Annotated in this window: 25 protein-coding genes and 2 pseudogenes; 13 read left to right on the plus strand and 14 right to left on the minus strand. The window is 66.4% G+C overall.

Annotation, left to right across the window (positions count from 1 at the left end; all coding sequences use genetic code 11):
* Positions 1–3: 3 nt before the first annotated feature.
* Positions 4–1140: a GNAT family N-acetyltransferase gene (locus LRS12_RS03015; protein ID WP_257843255.1), complete on the plus strand. Its 1137-nt coding sequence runs from the start codon at positions 4–6 to the stop codon at positions 1138–1140.
* On the opposite strand, the gene LRS12_RS03020 is transcribed toward LRS12_RS03015, so the two are convergent.
* The 4 genes from LRS12_RS03020 to LRS12_RS03035 are packed head-to-tail and all read right to left on the minus strand — an operon-like array spanning position 1137 to position 6024.
* Entirely contained in the window at positions 1137–2843 is a 1707-nt protein-coding gene (locus LRS12_RS03020) for a hypothetical protein (protein ID WP_257843256.1), read from the minus strand. The two genes, LRS12_RS03015 and LRS12_RS03020, sit on opposite strands and share 4 nt — an antisense overlap.
* A 10-nt stretch (positions 2844–2853) precedes the next feature.
* Complete coding sequence (locus LRS12_RS03025) at positions 2854–4434, minus strand: hypothetical protein (protein ID WP_257843257.1); 1581 nt, start codon at positions 4432–4434, stop codon at positions 2854–2856.
* Complete coding sequence (locus LRS12_RS03030) at positions 4383–5114, minus strand: hypothetical protein (RefSeq protein WP_257843258.1); 732 nt, start codon at positions 5112–5114, stop codon at positions 4383–4385. The genes LRS12_RS03025 and LRS12_RS03030 overlap by 52 nt, the downstream gene beginning before the upstream one ends.
* Positions 5107–6024 carry a hypothetical protein gene (locus LRS12_RS03035; RefSeq protein ID WP_257843259.1) on the minus strand — a complete coding sequence of 306 codons (918 nt, stop codon included), beginning with the start codon at positions 6022–6024 and terminating at the stop codon, positions 5107–5109. The genes LRS12_RS03030 and LRS12_RS03035 overlap by 8 nt, the downstream gene beginning before the upstream one ends.
* Positions 6025–6140: 116 nt before the next feature.
* Here LRS12_RS03035 and LRS12_RS03040 point away from each other — a divergent pair, with 116 nt between their 5' ends.
* Complete coding sequence (locus LRS12_RS03040; RefSeq protein ID WP_257843260.1) at positions 6141–6989, plus strand: metallophosphoesterase; 849 nt, start codon at positions 6141–6143, stop codon at positions 6987–6989.
* Here the strand turns inward: LRS12_RS03040 and LRS12_RS03045 are convergent.
* Positions 6946–8163 carry an argininosuccinate synthase gene (locus tag LRS12_RS03045; protein WP_257843261.1) on the minus strand — a complete coding sequence of 406 codons (1218 nt, stop codon included), beginning with the start codon at positions 8161–8163 and terminating at the stop codon, positions 6946–6948. The genes LRS12_RS03040 and LRS12_RS03045 overlap by 44 nt on opposite strands.
* 34 nt (positions 8164–8197) lie before the next feature.
* A complete protein-coding gene (locus tag LRS12_RS03050; protein WP_257843262.1) occupies positions 8198–9526 on the minus strand; it encodes an MATE family efflux transporter in 1329 nt (442 codons plus the stop codon).
* A 48-nt stretch (positions 9527–9574) separates the two neighbouring features.
* Between LRS12_RS03050 and LRS12_RS03055 the strand changes: the two genes are divergently transcribed.
* The 3 genes from LRS12_RS03055 (at position 9575) to LRS12_RS03065 (ending at position 11137) form a co-directional block, all read left to right on the plus strand.
* Complete coding sequence (locus tag LRS12_RS03055; protein ID WP_257843263.1) at positions 9575–9994, plus strand: DUF1801 domain-containing protein; 420 nt, start codon at positions 9575–9577, stop codon at positions 9992–9994.
* An 88-nt stretch (positions 9995–10082) separates the two neighbouring features.
* Entirely contained in the window at positions 10083–10763 is a 681-nt protein-coding gene (locus tag LRS12_RS03060) for a CDP-alcohol phosphatidyltransferase family protein (protein ID WP_257843264.1), read from the plus strand.
* The gene (locus LRS12_RS03065; protein ID WP_257843265.1) at positions 10760–11137 is read left to right on the plus strand and encodes an EF-hand domain-containing protein; all 378 of its coding nucleotides are present in this window, start codon (positions 10760–10762) and stop codon (positions 11135–11137) included. Before LRS12_RS03060 ends, LRS12_RS03065 begins: the two co-directional genes overlap by 4 nt.
* Here LRS12_RS03065 and LRS12_RS03070 read toward each other — a convergent pair whose 3' ends face one another.
* Genes LRS12_RS03070 through LRS12_RS03090 form a run of 5 tightly spaced genes read right to left on the minus strand, consistent with a single transcriptional unit; the run spans position 11138 to position 14644 of the window.
* Positions 11138–12364, minus strand: coding sequence for a cyclopropane-fatty-acyl-phospholipid synthase family protein (locus LRS12_RS03070; RefSeq protein ID WP_257843266.1), 1227 nt, complete (start codon positions 12362–12364; stop codon positions 11138–11140).
* 59 nt (positions 12365–12423) lie between these two features.
* A complete protein-coding gene (locus tag LRS12_RS03075) occupies positions 12424–13173 on the minus strand; it encodes a molybdopterin-binding protein (protein WP_257843267.1) in 750 nt (249 codons plus the stop codon).
* The gene (locus LRS12_RS03080) at positions 13170–13901 is read right to left on the minus strand and encodes a cytochrome b/b6 domain-containing protein (protein WP_257843268.1); all 732 of its coding nucleotides are present in this window, start codon (positions 13899–13901) and stop codon (positions 13170–13172) included. Before LRS12_RS03080 ends, LRS12_RS03075 begins: the two co-directional genes overlap by 4 nt.
* Positions 13894–14427: a sulfite exporter TauE/SafE family protein gene (locus tag LRS12_RS03085; protein ID WP_257843269.1), complete on the minus strand. Its 534-nt coding sequence runs from the start codon at positions 14425–14427 to the stop codon at positions 13894–13896. The genes LRS12_RS03080 and LRS12_RS03085 overlap by 8 nt, the downstream gene beginning before the upstream one ends.
* A complete protein-coding gene (locus LRS12_RS03090; RefSeq protein WP_257843270.1) occupies positions 14354–14644 on the minus strand; it encodes a hypothetical protein in 291 nt (96 codons plus the stop codon). The genes LRS12_RS03085 and LRS12_RS03090 overlap by 74 nt, the downstream gene beginning before the upstream one ends.
* Before the next feature lie 70 nt (positions 14645–14714).
* Between LRS12_RS03090 and LRS12_RS03095 the strand changes: the two genes are divergently transcribed.
* Positions 14715–15296, plus strand: coding sequence for a PhzF family phenazine biosynthesis protein (locus LRS12_RS03095; RefSeq protein WP_257843273.1), 582 nt, complete (start codon positions 14715–14717; stop codon positions 15294–15296).
* Complete coding sequence (locus tag LRS12_RS03100) at positions 15217–15552, plus strand: PhzF family phenazine biosynthesis protein (RefSeq protein WP_257843275.1); 336 nt, start codon at positions 15217–15219, stop codon at positions 15550–15552. Before LRS12_RS03095 ends, LRS12_RS03100 begins: the two co-directional genes overlap by 80 nt.
* Here the strand turns inward: LRS12_RS03100 and rlmN are convergent.
* Positions 15544–16728 carry a 23S rRNA (adenine(2503)-C(2))-methyltransferase RlmN gene (rlmN, locus tag LRS12_RS03105; RefSeq protein WP_257843276.1) on the minus strand — a complete coding sequence of 395 codons (1185 nt, stop codon included), beginning with the start codon at positions 16726–16728 and terminating at the stop codon, positions 15544–15546. The genes LRS12_RS03100 and rlmN overlap by 9 nt on opposite strands.
* Before the next feature lie 182 nt (positions 16729–16910).
* Between rlmN and LRS12_RS03110 the strand changes: the two genes are divergently transcribed.
* Entirely contained in the window at positions 16911–17312 is a 402-nt protein-coding gene (locus LRS12_RS03110) for a DUF4168 domain-containing protein (protein WP_257843277.1), read from the plus strand.
* Positions 17313–17329: 17 nt separating this feature from the next.
* Here LRS12_RS03110 and LRS12_RS03115 read toward each other — a convergent pair whose 3' ends face one another.
* Together LRS12_RS03115 and LRS12_RS03120 are read right to left on the minus strand one after the other, a co-directional pair.
* Entirely contained in the window at positions 17330–17794 is a 465-nt protein-coding gene (locus tag LRS12_RS03115) for a hypothetical protein (protein WP_257843278.1), read from the minus strand.
* Positions 17791–18417, minus strand: a complete 627-nt coding sequence (locus LRS12_RS03120; protein ID WP_257843279.1) for a histidine phosphatase family protein — start codon at positions 18415–18417, stop codon at positions 17791–17793. The genes LRS12_RS03115 and LRS12_RS03120 overlap by 4 nt, the downstream gene beginning before the upstream one ends.
* Positions 18418–18550: 133 nt before the next feature.
* Between LRS12_RS03120 and LRS12_RS03125 the strand changes: the two genes are divergently transcribed.
* The 5 genes and pseudogenes from LRS12_RS03125 (at position 18551) to gyrB (ending at position 24978) form a co-directional block, all read left to right on the plus strand.
* Positions 18551–19210, plus strand: coding sequence for an outer membrane protein (locus tag LRS12_RS03125; protein ID WP_257843280.1), 660 nt, complete (start codon positions 18551–18553; stop codon positions 19208–19210).
* 147 nt (positions 19211–19357) lie between these two features.
* Positions 19358–20461, plus strand: a complete 1104-nt coding sequence (gene dnaN, locus LRS12_RS03130; protein WP_257843281.1) for a DNA polymerase III subunit beta — start codon at positions 19358–19360, stop codon at positions 20459–20461.
* A gap of 66 nt (positions 20462–20527) precedes the next feature.
* Positions 20528–21277, plus strand: coding sequence for a ubiquinone biosynthesis protein COQ4 (locus tag LRS12_RS03135; protein ID WP_257843282.1), 750 nt, complete (start codon positions 20528–20530; stop codon positions 21275–21277).
* Between the two features lie 57 nt (positions 21278–21334).
* Positions 21335–22397 (plus strand): annotated as a pseudogene (recF, locus tag LRS12_RS03140) (DNA replication/repair protein RecF).
* 38 nt (positions 22398–22435) lie between these two features.
* Positions 22436–24978 (plus strand): annotated as a pseudogene (gyrB, locus tag LRS12_RS03145) (DNA topoisomerase (ATP-hydrolyzing) subunit B).
* The last annotated feature ends 60 nt before the right edge of the window (positions 24979–25038 follow it).

A 25038-nucleotide genomic window follows, 5' to 3' on the forward strand; every position in this document is an offset into this window, starting at 1 on the left:
CCCGTGCCAGAGACTGTTTCAGCCCGCATCGCCGAAGGAGTCGCGTCGATCCCGGCGACGCAGTGGGACGCCTGTACGGGTCGCACCAACCCCTTCCTGTCGCACGCTTTCCTGTCGGCTTTGGAAGCATCGGAATCTGTCGGGGTCGCGGCGGGGTGGCAGGCGCTGCCGATCGTGATCGAGGACGCGGACGGCGTCCCCGCGGCCATCGCCCCGACCTATGCCAAGAGCCACAGCCAAGGCGAATATGTGTTCGATCACGCCTGGGCCGATGCCTACGAGCGCGCAGGCGGCAAATATTACCCCAAGATTCAGGTCGCGGTGCCCTTCACCCCCGTACCGGGCCCGCGCTTGTTGCTGCGCGATCCGGCGCTGGCCCCCGCGCTGATCGCGGGCATCCGCGCGTTGACCGACAATAACCGGCTGTCGTCGGCACACGTCACTTTTGTCGACGAGGGCCAGCTTCCGCTGTTCGAGGAAGCCGGGTGGCTGGTCCGGGCGGGGACGCAGTTTCACTGGCACAATCGCGATTATGCGGATTTCGACGCCTTCCTCGCCGTGCTGTCCTCACGCAAGCGCAAGGCGATCCGCAAGGAACGTGAGCGGGCGCTGGATGGCCTGACGATCCGCCACCTGACCGGCGGGGAGATCACCGAGGCGCATTGGGACGCCTTCTGGGCCTTCTATCAGGACACCGGCAGCCGCAAATGGGGCCGCCCCTATCTCACCCGCCCCTTCTTCTCGATGCTGGGCGCGGCGATGGGCGATCGGGTGCTGCTGATGTTCGCCGAACGCGACGGGCGGCCGATCGCGGGCGCGCTCAACCTGATCGGCGGCGATGCGCTGTACGGGCGGTACTGGGGCTGCGTCGAGGACGTACCGTTCCTCCACTTCGAGCTCTGCTATTATCAGGCGATCGAGGCGGCCATTGCGCGCGGCCTGTCACGAGTCGAGGCGGGGGCGCAGGGCGAACACAAGCTGGCGCGTGGCTATGTACCCGTTACGACCTGGTCGGCGCACTATATCCCCGACCCCGGTTTCCGCCGCGCGATCGAGGAGTATCTGGTGCGCGAGCGCGACGCGGTGGCGCGGGAACAGGAATTTCTGGGCGAAATGACGCCGTTCAAACGGGGCGGTTAGGCTTCCTTTTTCGCCGCCTTCCACGCCTCCAGCTGCTTCTGCTTGTCGCGCTCGAGAAACTCGCGCATTTTCTGGATATGGCCGCGATAGGGGCCGAGATCCTCCGGGTTCAGGATCGCGGCGGGCGTGCCATGATCGATCTTGAACAGCGCGCTGTTGCCGTCGCGCCAGACCGGGATCAAACCCGCCTCAAGCCGCTTGTCGTAATTGGGCGGGCTGATCACCCACAGATAGTCATAGGCATGGCGCGGGAAGCGCGCGAGGCTGACCGCGACCGGCCGCCACCACTCGCGCGGACATTTGGTGTCGGTGACGATCTGTGACGGGTCATGGCTGAACCCGCGCGCCTGTTTGTAGCGGACCGTGAGCAATTGCCCGCCCGCCATCGACCATTGGTCGTTGGTGTATGCCAGCTTCCGCACCATCGCCATGCCGGGCAGATGCTGGAGCCGCGTCATCGTCCATTCGTTGTAGCAAGTCTCGCCGACGAAGCTCAGCAGCCGCGCGCCTTCGGGCACATGATCAAGCGCCTTGAGCTCACGATCATAGGACTTGTCGTAAAGATAGTTGCTCCACGTCGTCGTACCCATGCGGACGAGGAAGAAGGCGAGTCCGGCCATCGCCAACAGCTTCGCGCCCTGGGTCGTCATCCCCGGCTTGGGCCGCAACGCGATCACCGCGATGGCGATCATGTACGGTGCCAGCCGCATATCGGCATAGGCCGACCCGAACACCACGCGGGGCAGCAGGATGAACACTGCGATCAGGAACAGCGCGGAGATGCCGAGATGCCGCGAATATTCGATATTGGGATCGCGCAGCCCCTTGAGCAGGACGAGGAACAACACGCCGAGGCAGGCGATGTCGAACAGCTGCCAGCGGTCGCGCAGGACCATCAGCACCCACCAGATTTTCGCACGCCAGTTGAACCAGTCGCCGGTGACCCCGCTGACATCCCCCGCGCTGCGCCACATCAGCATCAGCACTGCGGCGGGAATCAGCGACAGGCAGTGAATGCCCGCCATGAACCAGGGCACGACCCAGCTTTGCACGAAATTGGCGTGCCACGGCCCTGTGCGCGGCCCACGCATATCATGCTGGCGGATCAGCTCGGCGGCGAAGCACAGCACGCCCAGCGTGCCCCAACCAAAGGTATGCGTGACCCAGATCAACATGCCGATCGGCACGAAGATCACCGCGCGCAGCCGGATCTTGCCCAGCCGCGCCAACCGCAGCCACAGCGCAAAGGCGTTGAGCGCCAGCGCCATCGACAATGCGAAGTTCGCAAAACCGAAATGGAAGGCGTAGTTGTAGGCCAACGGTAGCGCGAACAACGCGGTCGCGGGGATGCGCCCATGCACCTCGCGCGCGATCCACAACAGGCCGGTGACGGTCAGCACCGGAATCGTGATGACGATCAGCTTGACCGCCAGCTCCAGCCCGAAAATCGGCTCGAGCGGTATGATCAGCAGATCGAGCCCGAGATTGCCGATGAGGCTCCACTCGAACTTGTACCAGTCGTTGAGCCAGGGCACCTCGGCATGGCTCAGCTGGACGCGATAGCGCGCCATGTGCCCGGGCAGGTCGACCTGCGGCGGGATATCCGGCCACAACAGCGGGATCGCCGCCGCGAACGCCGCGAACAGCACGAACCAGCGCGTCTGCCACCATTGCGGCGTTTCTGTCGGAATGCCCCCTTGCATCCGACCGCCTTTACTGCGGCGCAGCACCTGCGGGCAAGCGGCTTGCCGAACGGTCGACCGCATAGAGCGCCGACCCGCCCTGTTTCCAGACGAGAGTCAGGCCAGCGGCGGCATGTGGCGGGATCGGCGCATCGATCAGCCAGACATGCGTGAACAGGTTGTGCGGAAAGTCCGTCAAGGCATCGGCGCGGGGCAGCAGATTGGGATCGTGTGGACAGGGCTGTACGACCGAAATCTGTGACGGGTCATGCGCGAAATAGCCCGCTGGAACTTTGACGCTCAACAGCGGCGCCCCCTCCATCCGCCATTGATCATTGGCGAAGGCGGCGCGGCGCGCGGTGGCGAAGGCGGGCAAATGCGTGCGGCGGCTGTGCGCCCAGGGCTGGTCGCAGCTGTCCCCGACCAGTGCGAAGACGCGCGCCCCACGCGGGAGGTGGTCGAGCGCGACGAGTTCGCGCTGCCAGTCGGCATCGTATAGCGCGAAGCTGGTGGCGGTGGCGAGGGTGCGGACAAGGAAGAAGGCAAGTCCTGCCAGAGCGATCGCACGCACCGGTGCGCCCTCCTTCGGGTTCAACCCGGCGAGCGCCACGGCGAAGGCGAAGGGGAGCAAACGCAGATCGGCATAGGCCGATCCGAGCAGGGTGAAGGGCAGCAGCAGAAAGGCGAGGGCGGTCAGCGCGGCAGCGGCGGCCGCCTGTGGCGCGATCCGCCCAGCCTGTCCCCGGATACCGGCATAGACGGCGGCGACGACCACCAGCAGGGCGGGCAGGTCGAGCCAGATCCAGCGGTCGCGCAGCACGCTGCCCAGCCCCTTGAGCTTCGCGACCAGGTCGATGAAGCGCCCGGTCTCCGCCGCGCCCCCGCCGCCACTCCAGACCAGCATCGCCAGCACCGGCGGTGCGAGCGGGACCGTGGCGATGGCGGCATCGAACGCGGCGCGCAGTATTGGTCTGTCCTTGGCCCGCGCCGCCCATTCGCCCGCGACGACGAACAGGCCCAGCATCGCCCAGCCCATCGCGTGGCACGTCCACACGATCAGTCCGAAGGGCATGAAGATCGCGGTGCGCAGCCCGATCCGGTTCAGGCGTCCGAGCCTAAGCCAGAACGCCCAGCCGCCGAGCGCAAGCGCCATGGCGAGGCAGTAATTCACGAACCCGAACTGAAACGGATAGCTGTAGGCCAGCGGCAGCGCGAACAGCGCCCATGGACTGACCCGCCCGGTCAACTCGCGGCTGAGCCACAGCAACGCCCCGGTCGTCAGCACGGGGATCGCGATCACCACCAGCTTGACCGCAGGTTCCAGCCCGATGATGGGGCCGAGCGCGGCCACCAACAGATCGACGCCGAGATTGCCGACCAGCCGCCATTCGAAGCTGTAATAGCGATCGAGAAGCGTCGCCTCATCGCCCAGCATCACGCGGTACCGTCCGATATGGCCGGGCAGATCGGTGAGCGGCGGCACAGCGGGCCACAGTAATGGGAGCGCCGCGAGCAGCAGCGCGGAGGCGAAGAACCACCGGCTTTCCCACCAGCGCCCGCTCATCGCGCCACCCGATAGACGCTCGCGCCCGCCGCAACCGGGGTCAGCCACTCCGGTGGCGTCCCTGCCCGCAACGCGGCGCGCAGCGATCCGGCGGGCGGGGCGCCCAGCTCGTCCCACGCACCGCCGCAGTCGGCGAGATAGTCGATCCGAAGCCGCCCCGCCTCGGCCTGTGCCCGCGCGACCGGCAAATCAACCAGCCGATAGACGGCGAGGTTGCCTTCGGCATTGCGGTGGTACGGTGCGGCGAGGATGCGGTGGCGCGTCTCGGCCAGCGCATAGGCACCCAGATCGATCGGCGCGGCGACCGTCCCGGCGGGTTGCGCCGCGAGTTGCGCGAGCACAGCCCCGCCGTCGCACTGCGCCGCTTCCGGCTTGGGCGCAGCAAGACCTCCCAGCGCGGGATAGACCAACCCCGCCGACGCGATCCATGCGGCGGCAAGCACCAGCGGCCCGCGTTGCCGTGCCTCGGCGATCAGCGCGGCCAGCGCCGGTGCGGCGAGCAAGGTCCCCGCATAAATTCCGCGTAGCTGGACCAATGCCAACGCCAGCGCCGCCAGATGGAACGCGGCCAGTACCGCCCATTCCACCGCGCGCGACTGCCGCCACTGCCACGCCGTCGCGCCAAGCCCGACCAGCGCCAGCCCGACATAGCCGATGGCACGATCCAGCGGCGCGACGAACAAGGGCTGTGCCTCCGCCACCCGCGCCAGCCACAGTCGCTCAAGCAACGGATCGACCCCGCCATAGGGGGGACAGACAGGCCGGAGAGAGAGCAAGCGCGACGGCGGCCGCGACACCGCCGAGCAGGATCGCCGCGCCCACCCGTGCGCGTGGCGCCACAAGGCGGCTTCCGGCCAATGCCAGCCCGGGCGGCACAAGCGCGGCCACTTGCGCGGCGCGCCACAGCGGTGCGGCAAAGGCATCACAGCTGGCGACGTTCCACCCGCTCGTGCGGAACAACAGCGCGGCGATGCCGAGACCCGCAACCAGCGCCACGCCATAACCGAGCAGCCGAGGCCGCTCCCCCTCCCCCGCGACCGCCCAGCGCAACACCAGCACTCCGCCGCCGAGCCCAAGGAAGGGCGCCGTCTCCATCCCCACCACCAGCGAGGCGACGCTCGCCACGCCCGCCGAAACGCCGCTGCGCCACCCGCCCGGGCAGATCAGCGCGCGGACGAGGATGAGCACCAGCACCAGCTGCACCCCGTGATGGTCGATGCGGCCGGGCAGGAACAGCGCACTGGCGGGGTAGGCCAGCGCGGCGACCACCACCGCCACCGGTGCTGAAACCTCCAGCCGTCGCGCGATCGACGCAATCAGCATCAGCGCGGCTGCAAACAGCAGCATCGGCGACAGCATCACCGCGACCAGCTCCGCCCCATGCGCCCCCAGCAACGGGGTCAGCAATGCGACGATCGCCCCCGGCACCAGATCGGGCAGCCGCGACCAGTGCATTTCCAGCCCCTCGGGGCCGAGCCGATGCTGGGCAAGGTCGTTCCACCCCTGCCCTGCCAGCCAGTCGCGGATCTGCTGCAACCGCATCACATCGTCGGTATCGGGCAACTGCAACGCCGACAGCGCCGCCCAATCGCGCCATGCCCAAACGAGTGCGAGCAGGGCCGCCAGCCCAGCCGCCACCGCGTTGTCACGCCAGACTATCGATCGCCCCGCCCCCATGACGCTTCGCTATCCCATCCCGGTTAACGTTCGTCGAGCGCGATTGCGCACCCGAGCCCTACCGTTAGGCTGGCGGAATGAAACGCATCCTCCTGATCGGCCTGCTCCTCGGCCTCGCATTGGCCGGCTATGGCTATTGGGGGGCGCTGCGCGATCCCACCGTGCGCACCGCGACCATCGCGATGGCGGACTGGCCGAAGGGCCAGCCGCCGCTCCGCGTCGCGCTGCTCAGCGACCTGCATGTCGCGGGACCCGACATGCCGCCCGAACGGCTCGCCCGGATCGTGACTCAGGTAAACGCGCTCAGGCCCGACCTGGTGCTGATTGCGGGCGATCTGGTGAGCGACAAACGGGTGTCGACGCACCGCTATGCGGAGACTGAGGCCGTCGCCCCACTTGGCGGGCTGCGCGCGCGGCATGGCGTCGTCGCGGTGCTCGGCAATCACGATCATTGGCGCAACACCGCCGGGATGCGTCGCGCGCTGGAGGCGAACCGGGTCACCGTGTTGAGCAACAGCGTCACCCGCCGAGCCGGGCTGATCCTCGCCGGGGCGGACGACGACTTCACCGGCCGCGCCGATCCGGCGGCGCTGATCCGCGCCGTCGCGCCGCTCACGGGACCGGTGGTCACGCTCAGCCATTCGCCCGATATCGTCCCGGACCTACCCGAGCGCTTCGGGCTGGTGCTCGCCGGGCACACGCATTGTGGCCAGGTCGCGCTCCCGCTGATCGGGCGACCGGCGACGATGTCGCGCTATGGAGATCGCTTCGCCTGCGGGCTGATCCGGGAGGGCGCGCGAACCATCGTGGTCGGCGCGGGGCTTGGGACCAGCGTATTGCCGATCCGCATCGGCGCCCCGCCCGACCTGTGGTTGATCGAGCTTACTGCCCCCGCCGCCCCAGCAACCGCAGCCGCAGCGCGTTGAGCTTGATGAACCCCGCCGCGTCCCGCTGGTCATAGGCGCCCTGGTCGTCCTCGAACGTCACGACCTTTTCGCTGTAGAGCGAGTAAGGCGACTTGCGCCCGACGACATAGACGCCACCCTTGTAGAGCTTCAGCCGCACGGTCCCGGCGACCTTTTGCTGCGAATAGTCGATCGCCGCCTGCATCATCTCGCGCTCGGGCGCGAACCAGAAGCCGTTATAGATCATCTCGGCATAGCGCGGCGCCCATTCGTCCTTGAGGTGTGCGGCGCCGCGGTCGAGCGTGATGCTCTCGATCCCGCGATGCGCGAGGTGATAGATGGTGCCGCCCGGCGTCTCGTACATGCCGCGCGACTTCATGCCGACGAAGCGGTTTTCGACCAGATCGAGCCGGCCGATGCCATGCTTGCGCCCCAGATCGTTGAGCGCCGCCAGCAGCGTCGCGGGCGACATCGCCACGCCGTTGAGCGCGATGCCATCGCCCTTCTCGAAATCGATCGTGATATATTCGGGCGTGTCCGGCGCGTCCTCCGGGTTCACCGTGCGCGAATAGACATAGTCGGGGGTTTCATCCCACGGATCCTCGAGCACCTTGCCCTCGGACGAGGTGTGCAGCAGGTTCGCGTCGGTCGAGAACGGCGCTTCGCCGCGCTTGTCCTTGCTCACAGCAATCTGGTGCTGTTCGGCGAACTCGATCAGCTTGGTGCGGCTGGTCAGGTCCCATTCACGCCACGGTGCGATGACCTTGATATCCGGGTTGAGCGCATAGGCCGACAGTTCGAAACGGACCTGATCATTGCCCTTGCCGGTCGCGCCATGGCTGACCGCATCGGCATTCACTTCCTTGGCGATCTCGATCAGCCGCTTGGAGATCAGCGGGCGCGCGATCGACGTGCCGAGCAGGTACAGCCCCTCATACAGCGCATTGGCGCGCATCATCGGGAACACGAAATCGCGGACGAACTCCTCGCGCAGATCATCGATATAGATGTGCTCGGGCTTCACCCCGGCATTCAGCGCCTTTTGCCGCGCGGGCTCCAGCTCTTCGCCTTGCCCCAGATCGGCGGTGAAGGTCACCACCTCGCACTGATATTCCTGCTGCAGCCATTTCAGGATCACGCTGGTGTCGAGACCGCCCGAATAGGCGAGAACCACGCGATTGATCTTGTCGGCCATTGCTGTTGCTCCAGAGGGAAGTTCGGGTGCGCCTCTAGGCCCGGGGGGCGGGTTCCGCAACCGTGGCGAACAGCCGGGGCAGATGGATCGCGAGCAACCCGGCGCGGAAAAAGTAGCTCGCCAGCAGCGCCAGCCACAGGCCGGTCGCGCCGAGCGGGCGCAGCAACAGGTCGGTGGCGATGTAGAAGGTCGTGGCGAGGATCGCGGCGTTGCGCAGCGCTCGCCCCTGCGTCGCACCGATGAACACGCCGTCGAGCAGCCATGCCGGAACCCCGACGATCGCGGCCAGCGCGGCGAGCGGAAGGACGGCGCGGGCGGCCTCGCGCACCTCGACATTGGTGGTCAGCAGGTCGATCAGCGCGCCGCCGAACAGCAACGCGGCCAGTGTCGCGAACAGGCCGAAGCCGACCGAAAACTCCCCCGTCAGCCGGATCGCGCGCCTCAGGTCGCTGCGTGACCCCCTCCCCACCGCCTGCCCGACCCGCGATTCGGCGGTGAAGGCGAAGCCGTCGAGGACGAAGGCGAAAATGCTGACCAGCTGCATCAGCACATGGTTCGCAGCGAGCGGGACGGTGCCGAGCCGCGCCCCGGCATTGGCGAGCCACAGGAACAGCGCGAGCAGCGCGATCGTACGCACCATGATGTCGGCGTTGACCGCGAAGAGCTTTTTCCACGCTTCGCCATGGAAGAATCCGGCGCGCTGGGCGAGCAGGGCGCGCGGGCCGGCCATCCGCACGACCAGCACGATCCCGGCGATCAGCCCGACCCATTCGGCGATCGCGGTGCCCAGCCCCACGCCGCGCGCTCCCATGTCGAACTGCCAGACGAACAGGACATCCAGCACTCCGTTGACGAGGTTGACGAGGATCTGGAGCGCCAGCGTCTCGCGCGTGCGGCCCAGGCCGTAGAGCCAGCCATTGATCGCGTAGAAGCCGAGCGCGGCGGGGGCGCCGAGGAAGCGCGCCGTGACGAACTCCCGCGCCGCCGCGTCGAGCGCCCCACCCCCGGCCAGCAACGCGAACGCCGCCGGGACCAGCAGAATCTGGAGCGCCACCAGCACCGCACCTATCCCCAGCCCCGCCGCGACCCCGCGCACCAGCAGGCCATCGACTTCCGCCCGCGCGCGCCGGCCATGCGCCTGCGCGGTCAGGCCCGTCATCCCCATGCGCAGGAAGCCGAACGCCCAGAATATGAAGCTGATGATCGCCGTCCCCAGCGCCACCCCGGCCAGCGCGGCGGCATCGCCGGTCCATCCGATCACGGCGGTATCGACCAGCCCGACCAGCGGCACCGTCGTCTGCCCCAGCATGATCGGCCAGGCCTGCGCCAGAATCGAACGGCGGGTGAGCGGGGCCGATTGCATCGCCGCCCCTTGCGGCTAGACTGGCGGAAAATCCAGCGAGGTCATGCCGTGGCCGAGATCAAGACCAAGCCCACCCCCGTCGATGTCGGCGCATATCTCGACGCGGTCGACAATCCCATCCGCCGTGACGACGCAAAGACCGTCTGCGCGATGTTCGAACGGATCACCGGCGAGTCGCCGAAGATGTGGGGACCGTCGATCATCGGCTTCGGCAGCTATCACTATAAATATGACAGCGGGCACGAGGGCGACATGTGCCGACTCGGCTTTTCGCCGCGCAAGGCGGAACTGGTGCTCTATGTCCTGACCGAAGACCCCGGCCAGCCGGAGAAGCTGGCGCGGCTGGGCAAGCACAAGACCGGCAAGTCGTGCCTCTACATCAAGAAGCTGGCCGACGTGGACATGACCGTGCTGGAGGAGATCACCCGCGACGCGCTCGCCTATATGAACGCGAAATATCCGAATTGAGTTAGGCGGCACTCGCTCTGGCCGGAACGGGACGCACCCCGTCTATTCACGGCATTGCCCGAACCTCCCGCATGGAGGATAGGGAAGTATGACAGATCAACGACAGGCGCCGCCCGCACTCGAGCGGGTCCAGCAGAATTGGCTGGCGGCAAGCGAGCGCCGAATCCTCAACTGGCTGTGCGCGCATATGCCATCTGCGGTCACGCCGGACATTCTGACCGCGATCGGCATGATCGGCGCGGTGATGGTCTTCGTCGGCTATGTCGCGAGCAATTGGAGCATGGACTGGCTCGCGCTCACGCTGGCGGGCTATGCGGTGCAATGGTTCGGCGACTCGCTTGACGGCAGCCTGGCGCGATGGCGGCGGATCGAGCGGCCGTCCTATGGCTATTTCATCGACCATAGCTGCGACGGGCTGGCCAATCTGCTGATCGTCGCAGGGATTGGGCTCAGCCCCTTCGTGACGATGGACATCGCGATGATCGCGTTGGCCGGATATTTGCTGATGTCGATTCACGCCTTTCTGTCGGCGCGCGTGGTCGGCGAACTGCGCCTGTCCTATCTTGCTGCGGGGCCGACGGAATTGCGGCTGATGCTGATTGGCATGACGGTGATGATGTGGGTACTGGGGCCGGATCGCGGTCTGTTCGGCACAATTTCCGGCTTTGACCTGTTTGTCGGCGGGATCGGCACGATCCTGATCCTGCTGTTCCTGGTGCAGACGATCACGACCGGACGACGGCTCGCGGCACTGGAGCGACGGCCATGAACGTCGCCCTCGCCCTGCTCGCGTTTCAGGCACAGCCGATGGGCGTCGCCCCCGGCCCGTTGCCCAGAGCCGAAGCCGAGCGCCGCGCCGCCGAGCGCTTCGCCGATCTGGACCTCAACGAAGACGGGTCGATCGAGCGCGACGAAGTGCGCGCGCGCTTCGATTTCGAGGGGAGCGCGGAGGCGACCTATGCCGCAGCGCGCCAGTCGAAGAAGGCGAGCGCACCGCGCGCGCCGGTCAGCTCGCCGCGTACCGATTGGGCAAAGGCCGATGCGTGGTTCGCTGCGGTCGACAAGGATGGCGACGGCAAGGTGACACGTGCGGAACTCGGCACCTATCTCGGCGCAGACGTCGAGCAGATCGGCGTCCAGTAATCAGCTGCGCAGCCGCGCTTCCTCCTCTGCCATATAGTCCCGGGTGATCGGCAGCGCGGTGCGCGAACGGCAATATTGCAGCTGGTAATTGACCAGCCCGCCATTCTCGAAGCTGACCAGCGACCCGGCGAGATAATAGGTCCACATCGCGAAGAAGCGCTCGTCGTACAGCGCGACGATCTGGTCGCGCGCGGCCATTGCGCGGTCGTACCAATGCTGAAGCGTATGGCCGTAATGCAGGCGCAGCACCTCCACATCGGTCAGGAAAAAGCGCAATTCCTCATGCCCGCGCAGGATTTCCGACAGCGCCGGGATATAGCCGCCGGGGAAGATATACTTGGCGGTGAACGCATCGGTCACCCCCGGCCCACCCGCGCGTCCGATCGTGTGGAGCAGCATCACCCCGTCGGGCGTCAGCAGCTCGCGGCATTTGGCGAAGAAGGTGCGATAATGCGCCGGGCCGACATGTTCGAACATGCCGACCGACACGATCCGATCGAATTGCCCGGTGACGTGGCGATAGTCGATCAGCTCGAACCGCACCTTGCCCGCCACCCCCGCCGCCTCCGCCCGCGCGCGCGCGACTTTGAGCTGCTCCTCGCTCAGCGTGACCCCCAGCACCTCCGCCCCGGTCTTTTCGTGCAGGTAGAGCGCCATCCCGCCCCAGCCGCAGCCGATGTCGAGCACCGACATGCCCGGCTGGATCGCCAATTTGGCCGCGATATGCGCCTTCTTGTCCAGCTGCGCCTGTTCCAGGCTGTTCGCCGGATCGGTGAAATAGGCCATCGAATATTGCCGGTCGGCGTCGAGGAACAGGTCGTATAGCCGTGCCGACAGGTCGTAATGATGTGCGACATTGCGCTTCGACCGCCGCGCCATGTTCACCCGGTCGAGCCGGAAACGGACATTGTCGAACGCGCGCCTGAACGCGCCGGGCGTCAAGTTGCCGGTCTTGTCCTCCCACCGGTTGTTCGCGGTCATCAGGCGCAGCAAGGCGAGGATGTCGCCTCGCTCGATCACCAGCTGCCCGTCCATGAAGCTTTCGGCAGCTCCCAGCGCCGGATCGGTCAGAATATGACGACCCACCGATGGATGCGTAAAGCGGATCGTGACGGGTGCCAGATCAGCATCCGGCGCACCGAAACTGCGCGCGCTGCCATCCGCGTGGATCACAGTGAGCTCGCCGCGCTTCACCGCGCGGGTGAAGAAATGGTCGATCAGCGCCATGGATGACAGGCTAACGGCTCGGCACTTCTTCGCAAGTGCGAAGGGGTTAAGCCGCGAAGCTAAATCCCCGCATACCATTCGTAATCAGCGACATCCTCCCAATATCCCCCCTTGCCGCGCCCGACACCGTCCAGCGACGCCACTGCCTCGATCCGCATGACATATTTGGCGTGCTTGTAGCCGAGCTGTCGCTCGACCCGCAGCCGCACCGGCGCGCCATGCGCCACCGGCAGGATTCGGTCATTCATTGCCCAGGCCAGGATCGTCTGCGGGTGAAAGGCGTCGATCAGGTCGATCGACTCATAATAGGCGCCACCACGCAGGCTGTCGGCACAGTGGAACACCAGATACCGCGCGCCATCGCGCAGACCCGCCGCATCGAGGATCGCCGACAGCTTCGGTCCCTGCCACTTGCCGATCGCGCTCCATCCCTCGACGCAATCATGCCGCGTGATCTGCGCGCGCTGCGGCAATGCCCGCAGGTCGTCGAGCGACAGGCTGAGCGGACGCGCGACCAGCCCGTCGACGCGCAACCGCCAGTCGGCAAAGCGGTTCGCCGCCAGCGCCTGATAGGCTGGCGTGCCGGGGTTGCGCGTGCCGTTCGACCGGAAGCGCGGCGACATGTCTTCGGGTGAAAATTCTCGCGCGAGCGCGTTGCGGTTGGTGATGACCCGCTGAAGGCTGCGATGCACCGCCTCCGCCTTGAACAAGATGTCGCGCCCTGCCTCGCTCTTCCCGACACGGTCGCATCCGGCGAGCAGCCCGCCCGCCCCCGCGACGATCAGGTTGCGGCGGGTGATGAGAGTCATGGCGCATCCTCCGGCGGCACGCGCCACTTGCCGGTGAGCATCGATCGCACCTCGTTCACCGGCCCGGCGAGGATCACCAGCGTCAGGTGGACGATGATGAACAGCGCCAACAGCATCGCGACGATGAAATGGATCGACCGCGCACTCTGTCGCCCGCCAAAGACATCGAGTAGCCAGGGCCAGGCCGCATTCATCCCCGGCGACATGGCAAGTCCGGTGAAGATGACTAGCGGGAGCAGGACGAAGATCACCGCCGCATAGCTCGCCTTCTGGAAGATATTGTACGCGCGGGGATTTTCCGGATCGTGGAAACGCAACGCCCAATGCGCCTTGAGATCGGCGCGCAGGTGCCCGCGCGACAGATCGCTCCACCGGATGCGCAGATCGCGCTGGAAATGCCGGTTGAGCAGGCTGACGATCATGTACGCCAGCAACGCGAACCCCAGCACCAGCGCAAAGAACAGGTGCCAGCGCCGCGCCAGCGCAAGATTGTAGGTCGAGGGGATCGTCAACCATCCCGGCACCCGCGCGGTGTCGAAGAACCAGATCAGCTTGAACCAGGGCCGGTCGAAATTCGCGCCATATTCGCCCCAATAAAGCTGACCGTGCGCGTTGAGGATCATCAGCCCGCTGCCCAGCAGGATGATCACGCTGATTGCGGTGACCCAGTGCCAGATCCGCGTTGCCAGCGCGTGGCGACGAATCACCGTCGAGGAAGGATCATCCATAGGCACGGACGAAGAATATCACCGTCGTCGCCGCCGTCACCAGCAACGTCCAACCGCGCACGACGCCCGGCGACATCCGCTTGCCGATCGCCGCGCCGCCGAACCCGCCCAGGATCGAACCGGCCAGCATCGGCAGACACGCGCGCCACTCGACCATCGCGAAGCCGATGAACACGAACGCGGCGGCGAGGTTGGCGACCGCGAGCATCAAGGTGCGGATCGCGAACAGCCCGCGCGGCTCGATATTCGCGAGCAGCCCGTAGATCGCGGTGGTCATCAGCCCCACTCCGCCACCGAAATAGCCGCCATAAATGCCGAGCAGCCCCTGCGCCCCGATCAGCGTCCGCCGCCCGATCGTCACCCGCGCGTGCAGCCAGTCCGCCGCGCGTCGCCCGAACGCCATCACGACGAACGCGAACAGCAACAACCAGGGGATGACTACATCGAACGTGTCACTCGGCGTCAGCACCAGCAACAGGCTGCCCGCCAGCCCGGCGGTGAAGGTGATGGTGGCGAGCAGCAGCACCGATAGCCCGGCTACTGGCCCCAGCTCGTCGCGAAACCCCCCATGCGCTGGTCGCGGCGCCGGGCAGCAGCGCGACGTTGGAAGTGGCATTGGCGATATTGGCGGGCAGGCCCAGCGCGATCAGTGCCGGAAGCGTGGCGAACGTACCGCCCCCCGCCAGCCCGTTCATCGCGCCGCCCAATATGCCGGCCCCGGCGGCAAGGAATAGTCCGGCCATATCCATGTGCCGCCTCTTGCGGGATGCCGCCAGGCACCACAAGTCCCGCACGGACAAACCGGGGGATATGATGAAGCTCGATCTGGTCGACGTATTCGGGGCGGACGGAAACACCGGCAACCCGCTGGCGGTCGTGCACGACGCCGCGGCGATGGACGCCGATGCGATGCTTGCCCTGACCCGCTGGCTGGGCTTTTCGGAAACGACCTTCCTGATCCCCGCCACCGATCCGGGCGCGGATTATCAGGTCCGCATCTTCTACCCCGCGGGCGAACTGCCCTTTGCCGGACATCCCACGCTTGGCACCTGCCATGCCTGGCTTGAGGCAGGCGGCGTACCGCGCGATCCGGCGCTGATCGTCCAGCAATGCGGCGCGGGGCTGGTCCCGATCGCGCGCGACGGCGAAATGCTATCCTTCCGCGCCCCGCCGCTGATCCGGTCCGGTCGGCTCAGCGACACCGAGCGCGCCGAGGCCGCACGGCTCGCCAATGTGCCAGCCGAGGCGATCGTCGATGCGGTTCACGCGAATAACGGGCCCGGCTGGCAGCTGTTGCGGCTGCGCACGGCGGCGGATGTGCTCGCGGTCGATCCGCCCCGCGCGCGCGCCGGTCGGCACCGATATCGGGCTGGTCGGCCCGCATCCCGACGGTAGCGACATCGCGTTCGAGCTGCGCGCCTTCTTCACCGACGGCAATGGCCGACTGGTCGAGGATCCAGTGACCGGCAGCCTCAACGCAGCGACCGCGCAATATCTGTTCGAAGCCGGGTTGGCGCAGGGCAGCTATACCGCCGCGCAGGGCCGAATGACCGGATGTGATGGGCGAGTCGCGGCACGGATCAATGCCGACGGCCATGTCTGGATCGGCGGACGCACCGCGACCGTTGCCCGGGGCGCATCCTTAGCCTAGCGCCGCCTGCTTTTCCTCGGCCAGACGGTCCAGCTCGGCGCGGCTCTTCTTCTCGCTCGCCGTCTTGAGCTGACCGCAGGCTGCATCGATGTCGCGCCCGCGCGGGGTGCGCGCCGGGGCGGAGATGCCGGCCCCGAACACGATCTCCTGAAACGCGCGAATCCGCTCGGGCGTCGAGCATTCATAGGGCGCGCCGGGCCAGGGGTTGAACGGGATCAGGTTGACCTTGGCGGGCAGCTTGTACTGCTTGATCAACCGCACCAGCTCACGCGCATCGGCATCGCTGTCGTTCTTGTCACGGAGCATCACATATTCGAAGGTGATCCGCCGGGCATTGTTCGCGCCGGGATAGTCGGCGCACGCCTGGAGCAGCTCCTCGATCCCGAATTTGCGGTTCAACGGCACGATCTCGTCGCGCACTTCCTTGGTCACCGCATGGAGCGAGACGGCGAGGTTGACCCCGATCTCCTCCCCCGCGCGCGCCATCATCGGCACGACGCCGCTGGTCGACAAGGTGATGCGTCGCTTCGACAACGCGATCCCGTCGCCGTCCATCACGATCTTCAACGAATCGCGGACATTGTCGAAATTATAGAGCGGCTCGCCCATCCCCATCATCACGATGTTGGTGAGCATCCGTCCCTCGGGCTGGCTCGGCCACTCGCCCAGCGCGTCGCGCGCCAGCATCACCTGCCCGACGATTTCGCCGGGTTCGAGGTTGCGGACGAGCCGCATCGTGCCGGTGTGGCAAAAGCGACAGTTGAGCGTACAGCCGACCTGCGACGATACGCACAGGGTGCCCCGATCAGCGTCGGGGATGAACACCATCTCGTAATCTTGACCGTCGTCGGACCGCAGCAGCCATTTGCGCGTTCCGTCGGTCGATACCTGCGCTTCGACCACCTCGGGCCGCGAGATTACGAATCGCTGCGCCAGCCAGGGCTGCATCGCCTTGGAAATATCGGTCATCAGCGCGAAATCGGTGGCCCCGCGATGATAGATCCAGTGCCACAATTGCTTCGCGCGCAACTTGGCCTGTTTCGGCTCAAGCTGCGCCGTCTCCAGCGCCATGCGCAGGTCCGCCTTGGACAGGCCGAGCAGGTCGATGCGCCCATCGGCACGCGGTTTCAGGCTGCGCGGAACGGGCACGGGATCGATGTGCCCGGGGATGGGCATGGGAGGCGACGAGACTGACTGCATGGCGCGCCTATAGCGGAAGTGACGCCGCATTTCCATGCCCCGCCCATCCCGGGGGAGCCACGGCCCGCCGAGGAAGGGTTGCGCATCTGGGTTGGGGTCTCAAATTCTTGTGGTGCGCGTCCCAGACGCTTTGTTTCCAATGACTTTGGAGTTTCACCTTGACCCATTTGACCCGCTGGGCGCTGGCCGCGTCCGCTTTGATCGCCTCGCCTGCCATCGCCCAGACCGCCGCGCCCGCAGCTCCGCCTACCCAGACCGAAACGGCGACCCCCGCCCCGGTCACCGACGCCGAGATCAAGATGTTCGCCAAGGCTGCGCTCGCCGCCGATGCCGTCACCAAGGATGTGTCGATTCCCGCCGCCGACAAGACCGCCAAAATGACTGAGGCGGTGACCGCTGCAGGACTTGAAACGGCGCGGTTCAACCAGATCGCTACGCTCGCCCAGAGCGACCCGACGGTGAAGGAGAAGGTCCAGGCCGAGATCATCGCCGTGCGCGACGGGCAGCAGACAGGCGCTCCGGCACCGACGCCAAGCCCGACGCCAGGCCAGCAGCAATAATCGGCCAGCGCGCGGCCTTACCGCCGCGCGCAACCCATCGCGGCGGCGTCGATCGCGGTCGCCGCGCCCTTGAGCGCATAGACATCGGCAAAGGCGCCGCCGCCGCGCGCGACGCTCTCGACGCTCATCGACCGGCTTGAACGGATCGCGGCGACGATTGCGCGATCGGTGCGCGGATCGGGTGCCCAGGCATCGCTTGCCCCGGCGATCAGTTCGAACCGCCGCTCCCCGATCGCCAACGTCACCTTGGCACGCGGATCGCGGGCGCGGCTCAGTCGAACATGGAACTGGTTGCGCGCGCCGGATCGCGGCCAGTTGGCGATGCTGGCAAATGCTCCAGCTCTGCCCCGTACTGGCTGGCCGATCGCGTAGCAGCGCGCCGGCGCTGCGTCGCGGAACGCCCCCCAGCCGTCGAACACGCCGAGAGACTCGCGTCCCTGCCCCTGCACGGCAAACGCAGCGGCGAGCAGCAGCGCGATCATGCCGGCGCTCGCCCGGTGCCCAGATGCACGACCGTCTCCACTCCGCGCTCGATCATCACCACCGAACCTTGCGGCAGGCCCGGCGCTATCGGGGTCGCGAATTCAGGGTGCGCGCCCTGCCCCGTCATCACCCCGCGCAGCACCCGGCTGGAAATGCCGTGCATGACGATCAGGCGATCACCGGGATCTTCATCCGTGTCGCCGAGCCAGGCCGAAACGCGCGCCGCAATCTCGGAATAGCTCTCGCCATCGGGGGCGGGGTAGAGCAGCCCGGTCGCGGCGAGGACTGGCAGATCGCCCGCAACCAGTTCGTCATAATAGCGTCCACCCCAGCACCCCATGCCGATCTCGGTCAGCCGTGCATCCTGCCGCGCCGCGTGCCAGTCGAGCTCGAGATGCTCGGCCATCACAGCCAGCGTCTGAAGCGCGCGCCCAGTGTTCGACGCCCATAATGTCAGCGCCGGCGCGGCCCCGAGCAGACCGGCGAGTGCGCGGCCCATCTCGTCCGCCTGCGCGAATCCGGCGCGGGTCAGCGGGGTGTGCGGGTAATCGCCCTGCAACCGCCGCGCCGCGTTGAACACCGTCTCGCCGTGCCGTGCAATAAAATCGCGTCCCTTGCGCATAGCCGCATTGCTTGGGTTCCGTGTGGCCAAAAGGCAACGGTTTTCCGCGTTTATCCGGCGTTCATGCAACTTGTGCGGCGCAGCGCCATTTGACCTCCCGACCCGCAAACGGGTCCAGTACAAGGAGTTTTGTATGCGTTACGCAATCGCCGCCGCACTGGCCGCATCGACCATGATCGCGGCTCCGGCTCTCGCCCAGGACAGCACCGACCCGACCTTCACCGGCTTCCGCGTCGGCGTCGTCGGCGGCTATGACATCATCCGTCCGGGCAGCACCGAGGACAGCGATATCGATGGCGACGACCAGAATGTCGACGGCTTCCTCTATGGCGTCGAGCTGGGCTACGACATCGGCGTCGGCGGCGCAGTGGTCGGCGTCGAGGCGGAGCTGTCCGATTCGACCGGTAAGGTCGAGGCGCGGTCGACCGACCCCAATTTCTTCGGCTTTGGCGAAGTCGGCACCGGTCGGGATATCTATGTCGGCCTGCGCGCCGGCGTCCTCGCCTCGCCGAGCACGCTGATCTATGCCAAGGGCGGTTACACCAATGCACGGCTGAACGTACTCGCCACCGACGGCACGACCGAGCTGCGCGAGAATTTCGAGCTGGACGGCTGGCGGATCGGTGCTGGCGTCGAGAAGGCGATCGGGACCAACACCTATGCCAAGCTCGAATATCGCTATTCCAACTATTCGAAGGCGAATTTCGAATATGACAATGGCGCGATCACCGAGGATTTCGACATCGATACCGATCGGCATCAGGTCGCGGTGGGCGTTGGCTTCCGTTTCTGAGCGGCCCGCCATCCACAAATGAATGACGCGAAGGGCTGGAGCGGCTTGCTCCAGCCCTTTTTCACGTTAAGGATATCTCGAACTTCCGACGGCAATCCACGCGCCGTCAGTTGAATTTGGGCGGCCGCCCGGGGGTTTGGAATACACATGAAAGCGACGATCGAACGCGCCACGCTCCTCAGGGGCCTCAGCCACGTCCAATCGGTGGTCGAGCGGCGCAATACCATTCCGATCCTATCCAACGTGCTGATCGAGGCATCGCTCGACGGATCGCTCCGCCTGATGGCGACCGATCTCGACCTGCAGATCGACGAAACGGTTCCTGCCGCGGTGGATCAGGCCGGCGCAATCACCGTCCCCGCGCACACTTTGTTCGACATCGCGCGCAAGCTGCCCGAAGGGTCGCAGGTCGAACTCACCGCAGCGGAGGGCAAGATCAAGGTCAATGCCGGCCGCGCCAAGTTCGAACTCGGCACGCTGCCGCGCGACGATTTCCCGGTGATCGCGGAGGGCGAATTGCCCACCGTGTTCGAGCTGCCGGCCGAAACGCTCAAGCAGATCATCGACAAGACCCGATTCGCGATCTCGACCGAAGAGACGCGCTACTATCTCAACGGCATCTTCCTCCACGTCGCCGACGACATGCTGAAGGCCGCCGCGACCGACGGCCACCGTCTCGCCCGCGTCACCGTGCCGCGCCCCGAGGGGGCCGAGGCGATGCCCGACGTGATCGTGCCGCGTAAGTGCGTGGCCGAGCTGCGCAAGCTGCTCGACGAAGTCGACGGGTCGGTCGGCGTGTCGCTGTCGGGATCGAAGATCCGCTTCGACCTGGGCGCCGCGATCCTGACGTCGAAGCTGATCGACGGCACCTTCCCCGATTACAGCCGCGTCATCCCGACCGGAAACGACAAGATTCTCAAGATCGACCCGCGCAGCTTCATGCAGGGCGTCGATCGCGTCTCGACCATCGCGACGGAAAAGACCCGCGCGGTGAAGATGGCGCTCGACCGCGACCGGATTACTTTGTCGGTGACCAGCCCCGACAACGGCACCGCGGCCGAAGACGTCCCCGGCGAATATGCAGCCCAGCCGTTCGAGATCGGCTTCAACTCACGCTATCTGATGGACATTCTCGGCCAAATCGAGAGCGACCTGGTCGAAGTCCACCTCGCCGACGCCGCCGCGCCGACGCTGATCCGCGAGAATGACAAGTCGCCCGCGCTCTATGTGCTGATGCCGATGCGGGTGTAATCGCACCCTCTTGCGTCGCCCGCGCTAATCACTTATTTACACGACTGTCAGTAAGGACGGTCGGATATGGCAACGCAGGCAATCGACTGGAGCAAGCCCCGCAAGCGCGAATGGGGAACGGCGCTCACCGCATTGCGCCGCCTGCTTTCCAATGGCGACGACACCGTGCAGGTGTTCCGCATCATGCGTGCGCTCAACGGCGACACGGTGGGCAAGAATTATCGCAAGCTGCTGACCACGCCGAATGGCGGGCGCATCGCCTATCGCCGCACCGAGCTGGCGGAGAAATTCTCCGACCGGGCCTGGCTCGATTCGCTGCCCGAGGGCAGCGTCGGTGCAGCCTATCGCGCGTTTCTCGACCGTACCGGCTATTCGGCGCAGGGGCTGGCCGATGTCAGCTATGCCGATGCCGATGTCGAGCGCGGGATCGAGCATCCCCACGCCTGGTATGGTCGGCGCGAGCGCGACATCCATGACATCTGGCATGTCATCACCGGTTATCAGGCGGACGAGCCATTGGGCGAGGCGTGCCTCGTCGCCTTCTCTTATGCCCAGACCCGCGGGCTCGGCTGGGCGTTCATCGCGCTCGGTGCGGCGCTCAAGAGCCTGCGCGTCACCGGATCGCGCAGCTTCGCCAAGGCGGTGCGCGAAGGCTATCGCCACGGCAAGGCCGCGCACTGGTTGTCGGGCGAGGATTATGAGGTGCTGCTCGCCGAACCGCTCGACGCGGTGCGAGCGCGGCTTAACATCGGTGACCCGGTCCTGTACCGCGCGGCACAGGCCGAACTGCGCGACAAGGGCGTGCAGGGAATCTGACGCGCGGCCAGACCGTCGGCGCTATCGCACGCTCTCGGGAATGGCTAGGGCACTCTGATGGCCCTCACCCGCCTCGTCCTCACCGATTTCCGCAATCATCGTGACACGATCCTGACCCCAGGTGCTGGGTTCACCGTGCTGGCTGGCGACAACGGCGCGGGTAAGACCAATGTGCTGGAGGCCGTGTCACTCCTCGCCCCCGGTCGCGGCCTGCGCCGCGCGCCATTGGCCGAAATGGCGCGACAGGGCGGCAGCGGCGGGTTCGGGGTGGCCGCGCAGCTCGATGGTGAGGTCGAGATCGGGACCGGCACTCAAGCCGCCTCGCCCGAGCGCCGCATCGTCCGCGTCAACGGCGCGACCGCCGCAGCAACGTCGCTCGGCGAGTGGCTGACCGTGCTGTGGCTCACGCCCGCGATGGACCGGCTGTTCGCCGAACCGGCAAGCGAGCGGCGGCGCTTCCTCGACCGACTCGCCCTCGCGCTAGCGCCGGGCCACGCGCATCACAGCGCCCGCTACGAAGCCGCGATGCGCGAGCGCAACCGGCTGCTGGGGGCAGAGGAGCCCGCCGATCCCGACTGGCTGACTGCGCTGGAGGCGCGCATGGCCGAGCATGGCGCGGCAATCGACGCGGCGCGCCGCACCACCGTTGCCCAGCTCTCCGATCGTCTCATCGCGCAACCCGAAGGGCCGTTCGCCCGCGCGGGCCTTGCCATCGAGGGTGACGATGCGACCGACCTCGCCGCGCGCCTGCGAGTCGGCCGCTCCCGCGACGCCGCCGCCGCGCGCACGCTGATCGGCCCGCATCGTCAGGATCTTGCGGTCACGCATCTCGGCAAGGGCCAGGCCGCGCATCTCTGTTCGACCGGCGAGCAAAAAGGCGCTGCTGCTCGCCATCATCCTCGCCCATGCCGAACTGGTCGCCGATCGGACCCAGCGCGCGCCGATCCTGCTACTCGACGAGGTTGCTGCGCATCTCGACCCCCCGCGTCGAGCGGCGCTGTTTGAGCGTCTCGCGGGACGCGGTCAGGTGTGGATGACGGGCACCGAACCTGAGCTATTCGCCGAGGCAGGAGCCGCCACCCGGCTCAGCGTTCGGGACGGCGCGATCCACCCCGCTTAAGGCCCATTTCGCTTCCGTTTTGTGACTGCGGACCCTATATGCTGGGCATGGCATCAGACGACAACAACACCACCGATTCCGCTCCCAACTCCAACGCCTACGGCGCCGACAGCATCAAGGTCCTCAAGGGCCTCGACGCGGTGCGCAAGCGGCCCGGCATGTATATCGGCGACACCGATGACGGATCGGGCCTGCACCACATGGTGTTCGAGGTCAGCGACAACGCGATCGACGAAGCTCTGGCCGGGCATTGCGACAAGATCATCATCCAGCTGAACGCCGATGGTTCGGTTTCGGTCGAGGACAATGGCCGCGGCATCCCGACCGGCATCCACTCCGAAGAAGGCGTATCGGCGGCCGAGGTCATCATGACCCAGCTCCACGCCGGCGGTAAGTTCGAAAACACGTCGGACGACAACGCTTACAAGGTCTCCGGCGGTCTGCACGGCGTCGGCGTGTCGGTGGTCAACGCGCTGTCCGAATGGCTCGATCTCAACATCTGGCGCGATGGCGAAGAGCATTACATGCGCTTTGCCTATGGCGATGCCGTCGCCCCGCTCAAGGTGATCGGCCCGGCGAACGGCAAGAAGGGCACGCGCGTGACCTTCCTCGCCTCGACCGAAAAGACGCCGGGCGATGGCGGCACGTTCAAGAACCAGATCGAATATGATTTCGACAAGCTCGAGCATCGCTATCGCGAGCTAGCGTTCCTGAACTCGGGCGTGCGCCTGTTCCTGCGCGACGCGCGTCATGAAGAGGTCAAGGAAGTCGAACTCTTTTACGAAGGCGGGATCGCCGCATTCGTGGAGTGGCTCGACCGCAACAAGTCGCCGCTCTTCCCCGAACCGATCTCGGTCAACGGGCAGCGCGACGATATCGGCATCGACGTCGCGCTGGAGTGGAACGACAGCTATTACGAAAACGTCCTCTGCTTCACCAACAACATCCCCCAGCGTGACGGCGGCACCCACCTCGCCGCGTTCCGCGCGGCGCTGACCCGCACCATCAACAATTATGCCGACAAGTCAGGCCTCCTCAAAAAGGAGAAGGTCACGCTGACCGGCGACGACATGCGCGAGGGGCTTACCGCGATCGTCTCGGTCAAGCTGCCCGATCCCAAGTTCAGCAGCCAGACCAAGGACAAGCTGGTGTCGTCGGAAGTCCGCCAGCCGCTCGAAGCGCTGATGGCCGACAAGATGTCCGACTGGCTGGAGGAAAATCCCGCGCTCGCCCGTGCGATCATCCAGAAGGTGATCGACGCCGCCGCTGCACGCGAGGCCGCGAAGAAGGCGCGCGAGCTGACCCGGCGCAAGGGCGTGATGGATATCGCCTCGCTCCCCGGCAAGCTCGCCGATTGTCAGGAGCGCGATCCGGCCAAGTCCGAACTGTTCCTGGTCGAGGGTGACTCGGCCGGCGGCTCGGCGAAGCAGGGCCGCGACCGCCATTTCCAGGCGATCCTCCGCTGCGCGGCAAGATCCTCAACGTCGAGCGCGCGCGTTTCGACCGGATGCTGTCGTCCAAGGAAATCGGCACGCTGATCCAGGCGATGGGCACCGGCATCGGGCGCGACGACTTCAACCTCGAAAAGCTGCGCTATCACAAAATCGTCATCATGACCGACGCCGACGTGGACGGCGCGCATATCCGCACTTTGCTGCTCACCTTCTTCTACCGCCAGATGCCCGAGATCATCGAAAACGGGCACCTCTTCATCGCCCAGCCGCCGCTGTACAAGGCGACAAAGGGCCGGTCGGAAGTGTATCTGAAGGACGATGCCGCGCTCGACGATTACCTCGTCGAGGCGGGGGTCGCGGGCAACCGGCTGGAAACCGCCGACGGACCGCGCTTCGGCGAAGACCTGGCGGGCCTTGTCGACCATGCGCGTCGCATGAAGACGCTGATGCGTTATGTCCCCCGCCGCTACGATTCCTCGATCATCGAGGCGCTGGCACTGGGCCGCGCGCTTGATCCCGAAGCGACCCGCGAGCAGCGCGGCGAGCGGCTGGCGGCGGTGACGCAGCGGCTCGACCTCACCGACAGCGATGCGCGCTGGACCGCGCGGGTGACCGAGGATGGCGGCTTCCATTTCGAGCGCTGGTGGCGCGGCGTGACCGATCACCACATCATCGAAGCCGCGTTCCTGACCTCGGCCGAAGGGCGCAAGCTCCACGCGCTCGCCGCCGAACAGGCCGACAGCTATGCGCAGATCGCCAAGCTGGTCTCCGCGAAGGTGGCGCAGGCTGAAGAAGCGGCACCGGTTGCGGAAGGCGAAGAGGAACTCCCCGTCGCCGCCGCAAAGGGCGAGACCCTCGTCGCGCGCCCGAGCGAGCTGCTCGACGCGATCCTCGCTTCCGGCCGCAAGGGCCTGTCGATCCAGCGCTACAAGGGACTGGGCGAGATGAACGCCGAACAGCTGTGGGAAACCACGCTCGATCCGGCCAACCGCTCGATGCTCGTTGTGCAGGTCGATCAGGCCGATGTCGCGGACGAGATCTTCACCCGCCTGATGGGCGATGTCGTCGAACCGCGCCGCGAATTCATCCAGGAAAACGCGCTCAGCGTCGCCAATCTCGACGTCTGATCGCAGAATCCAAACAGCGCGGCGCTGGACGGATTGCCGTCCGGCGCCGTCTCTGTTTCA

This window comes from Sphingomonas sp. J344 (genome assembly GCF_024700005.1).
GTDB lineage: Bacteria > Pseudomonadota > Alphaproteobacteria > Sphingomonadales > Sphingomonadaceae > Sphingomonas.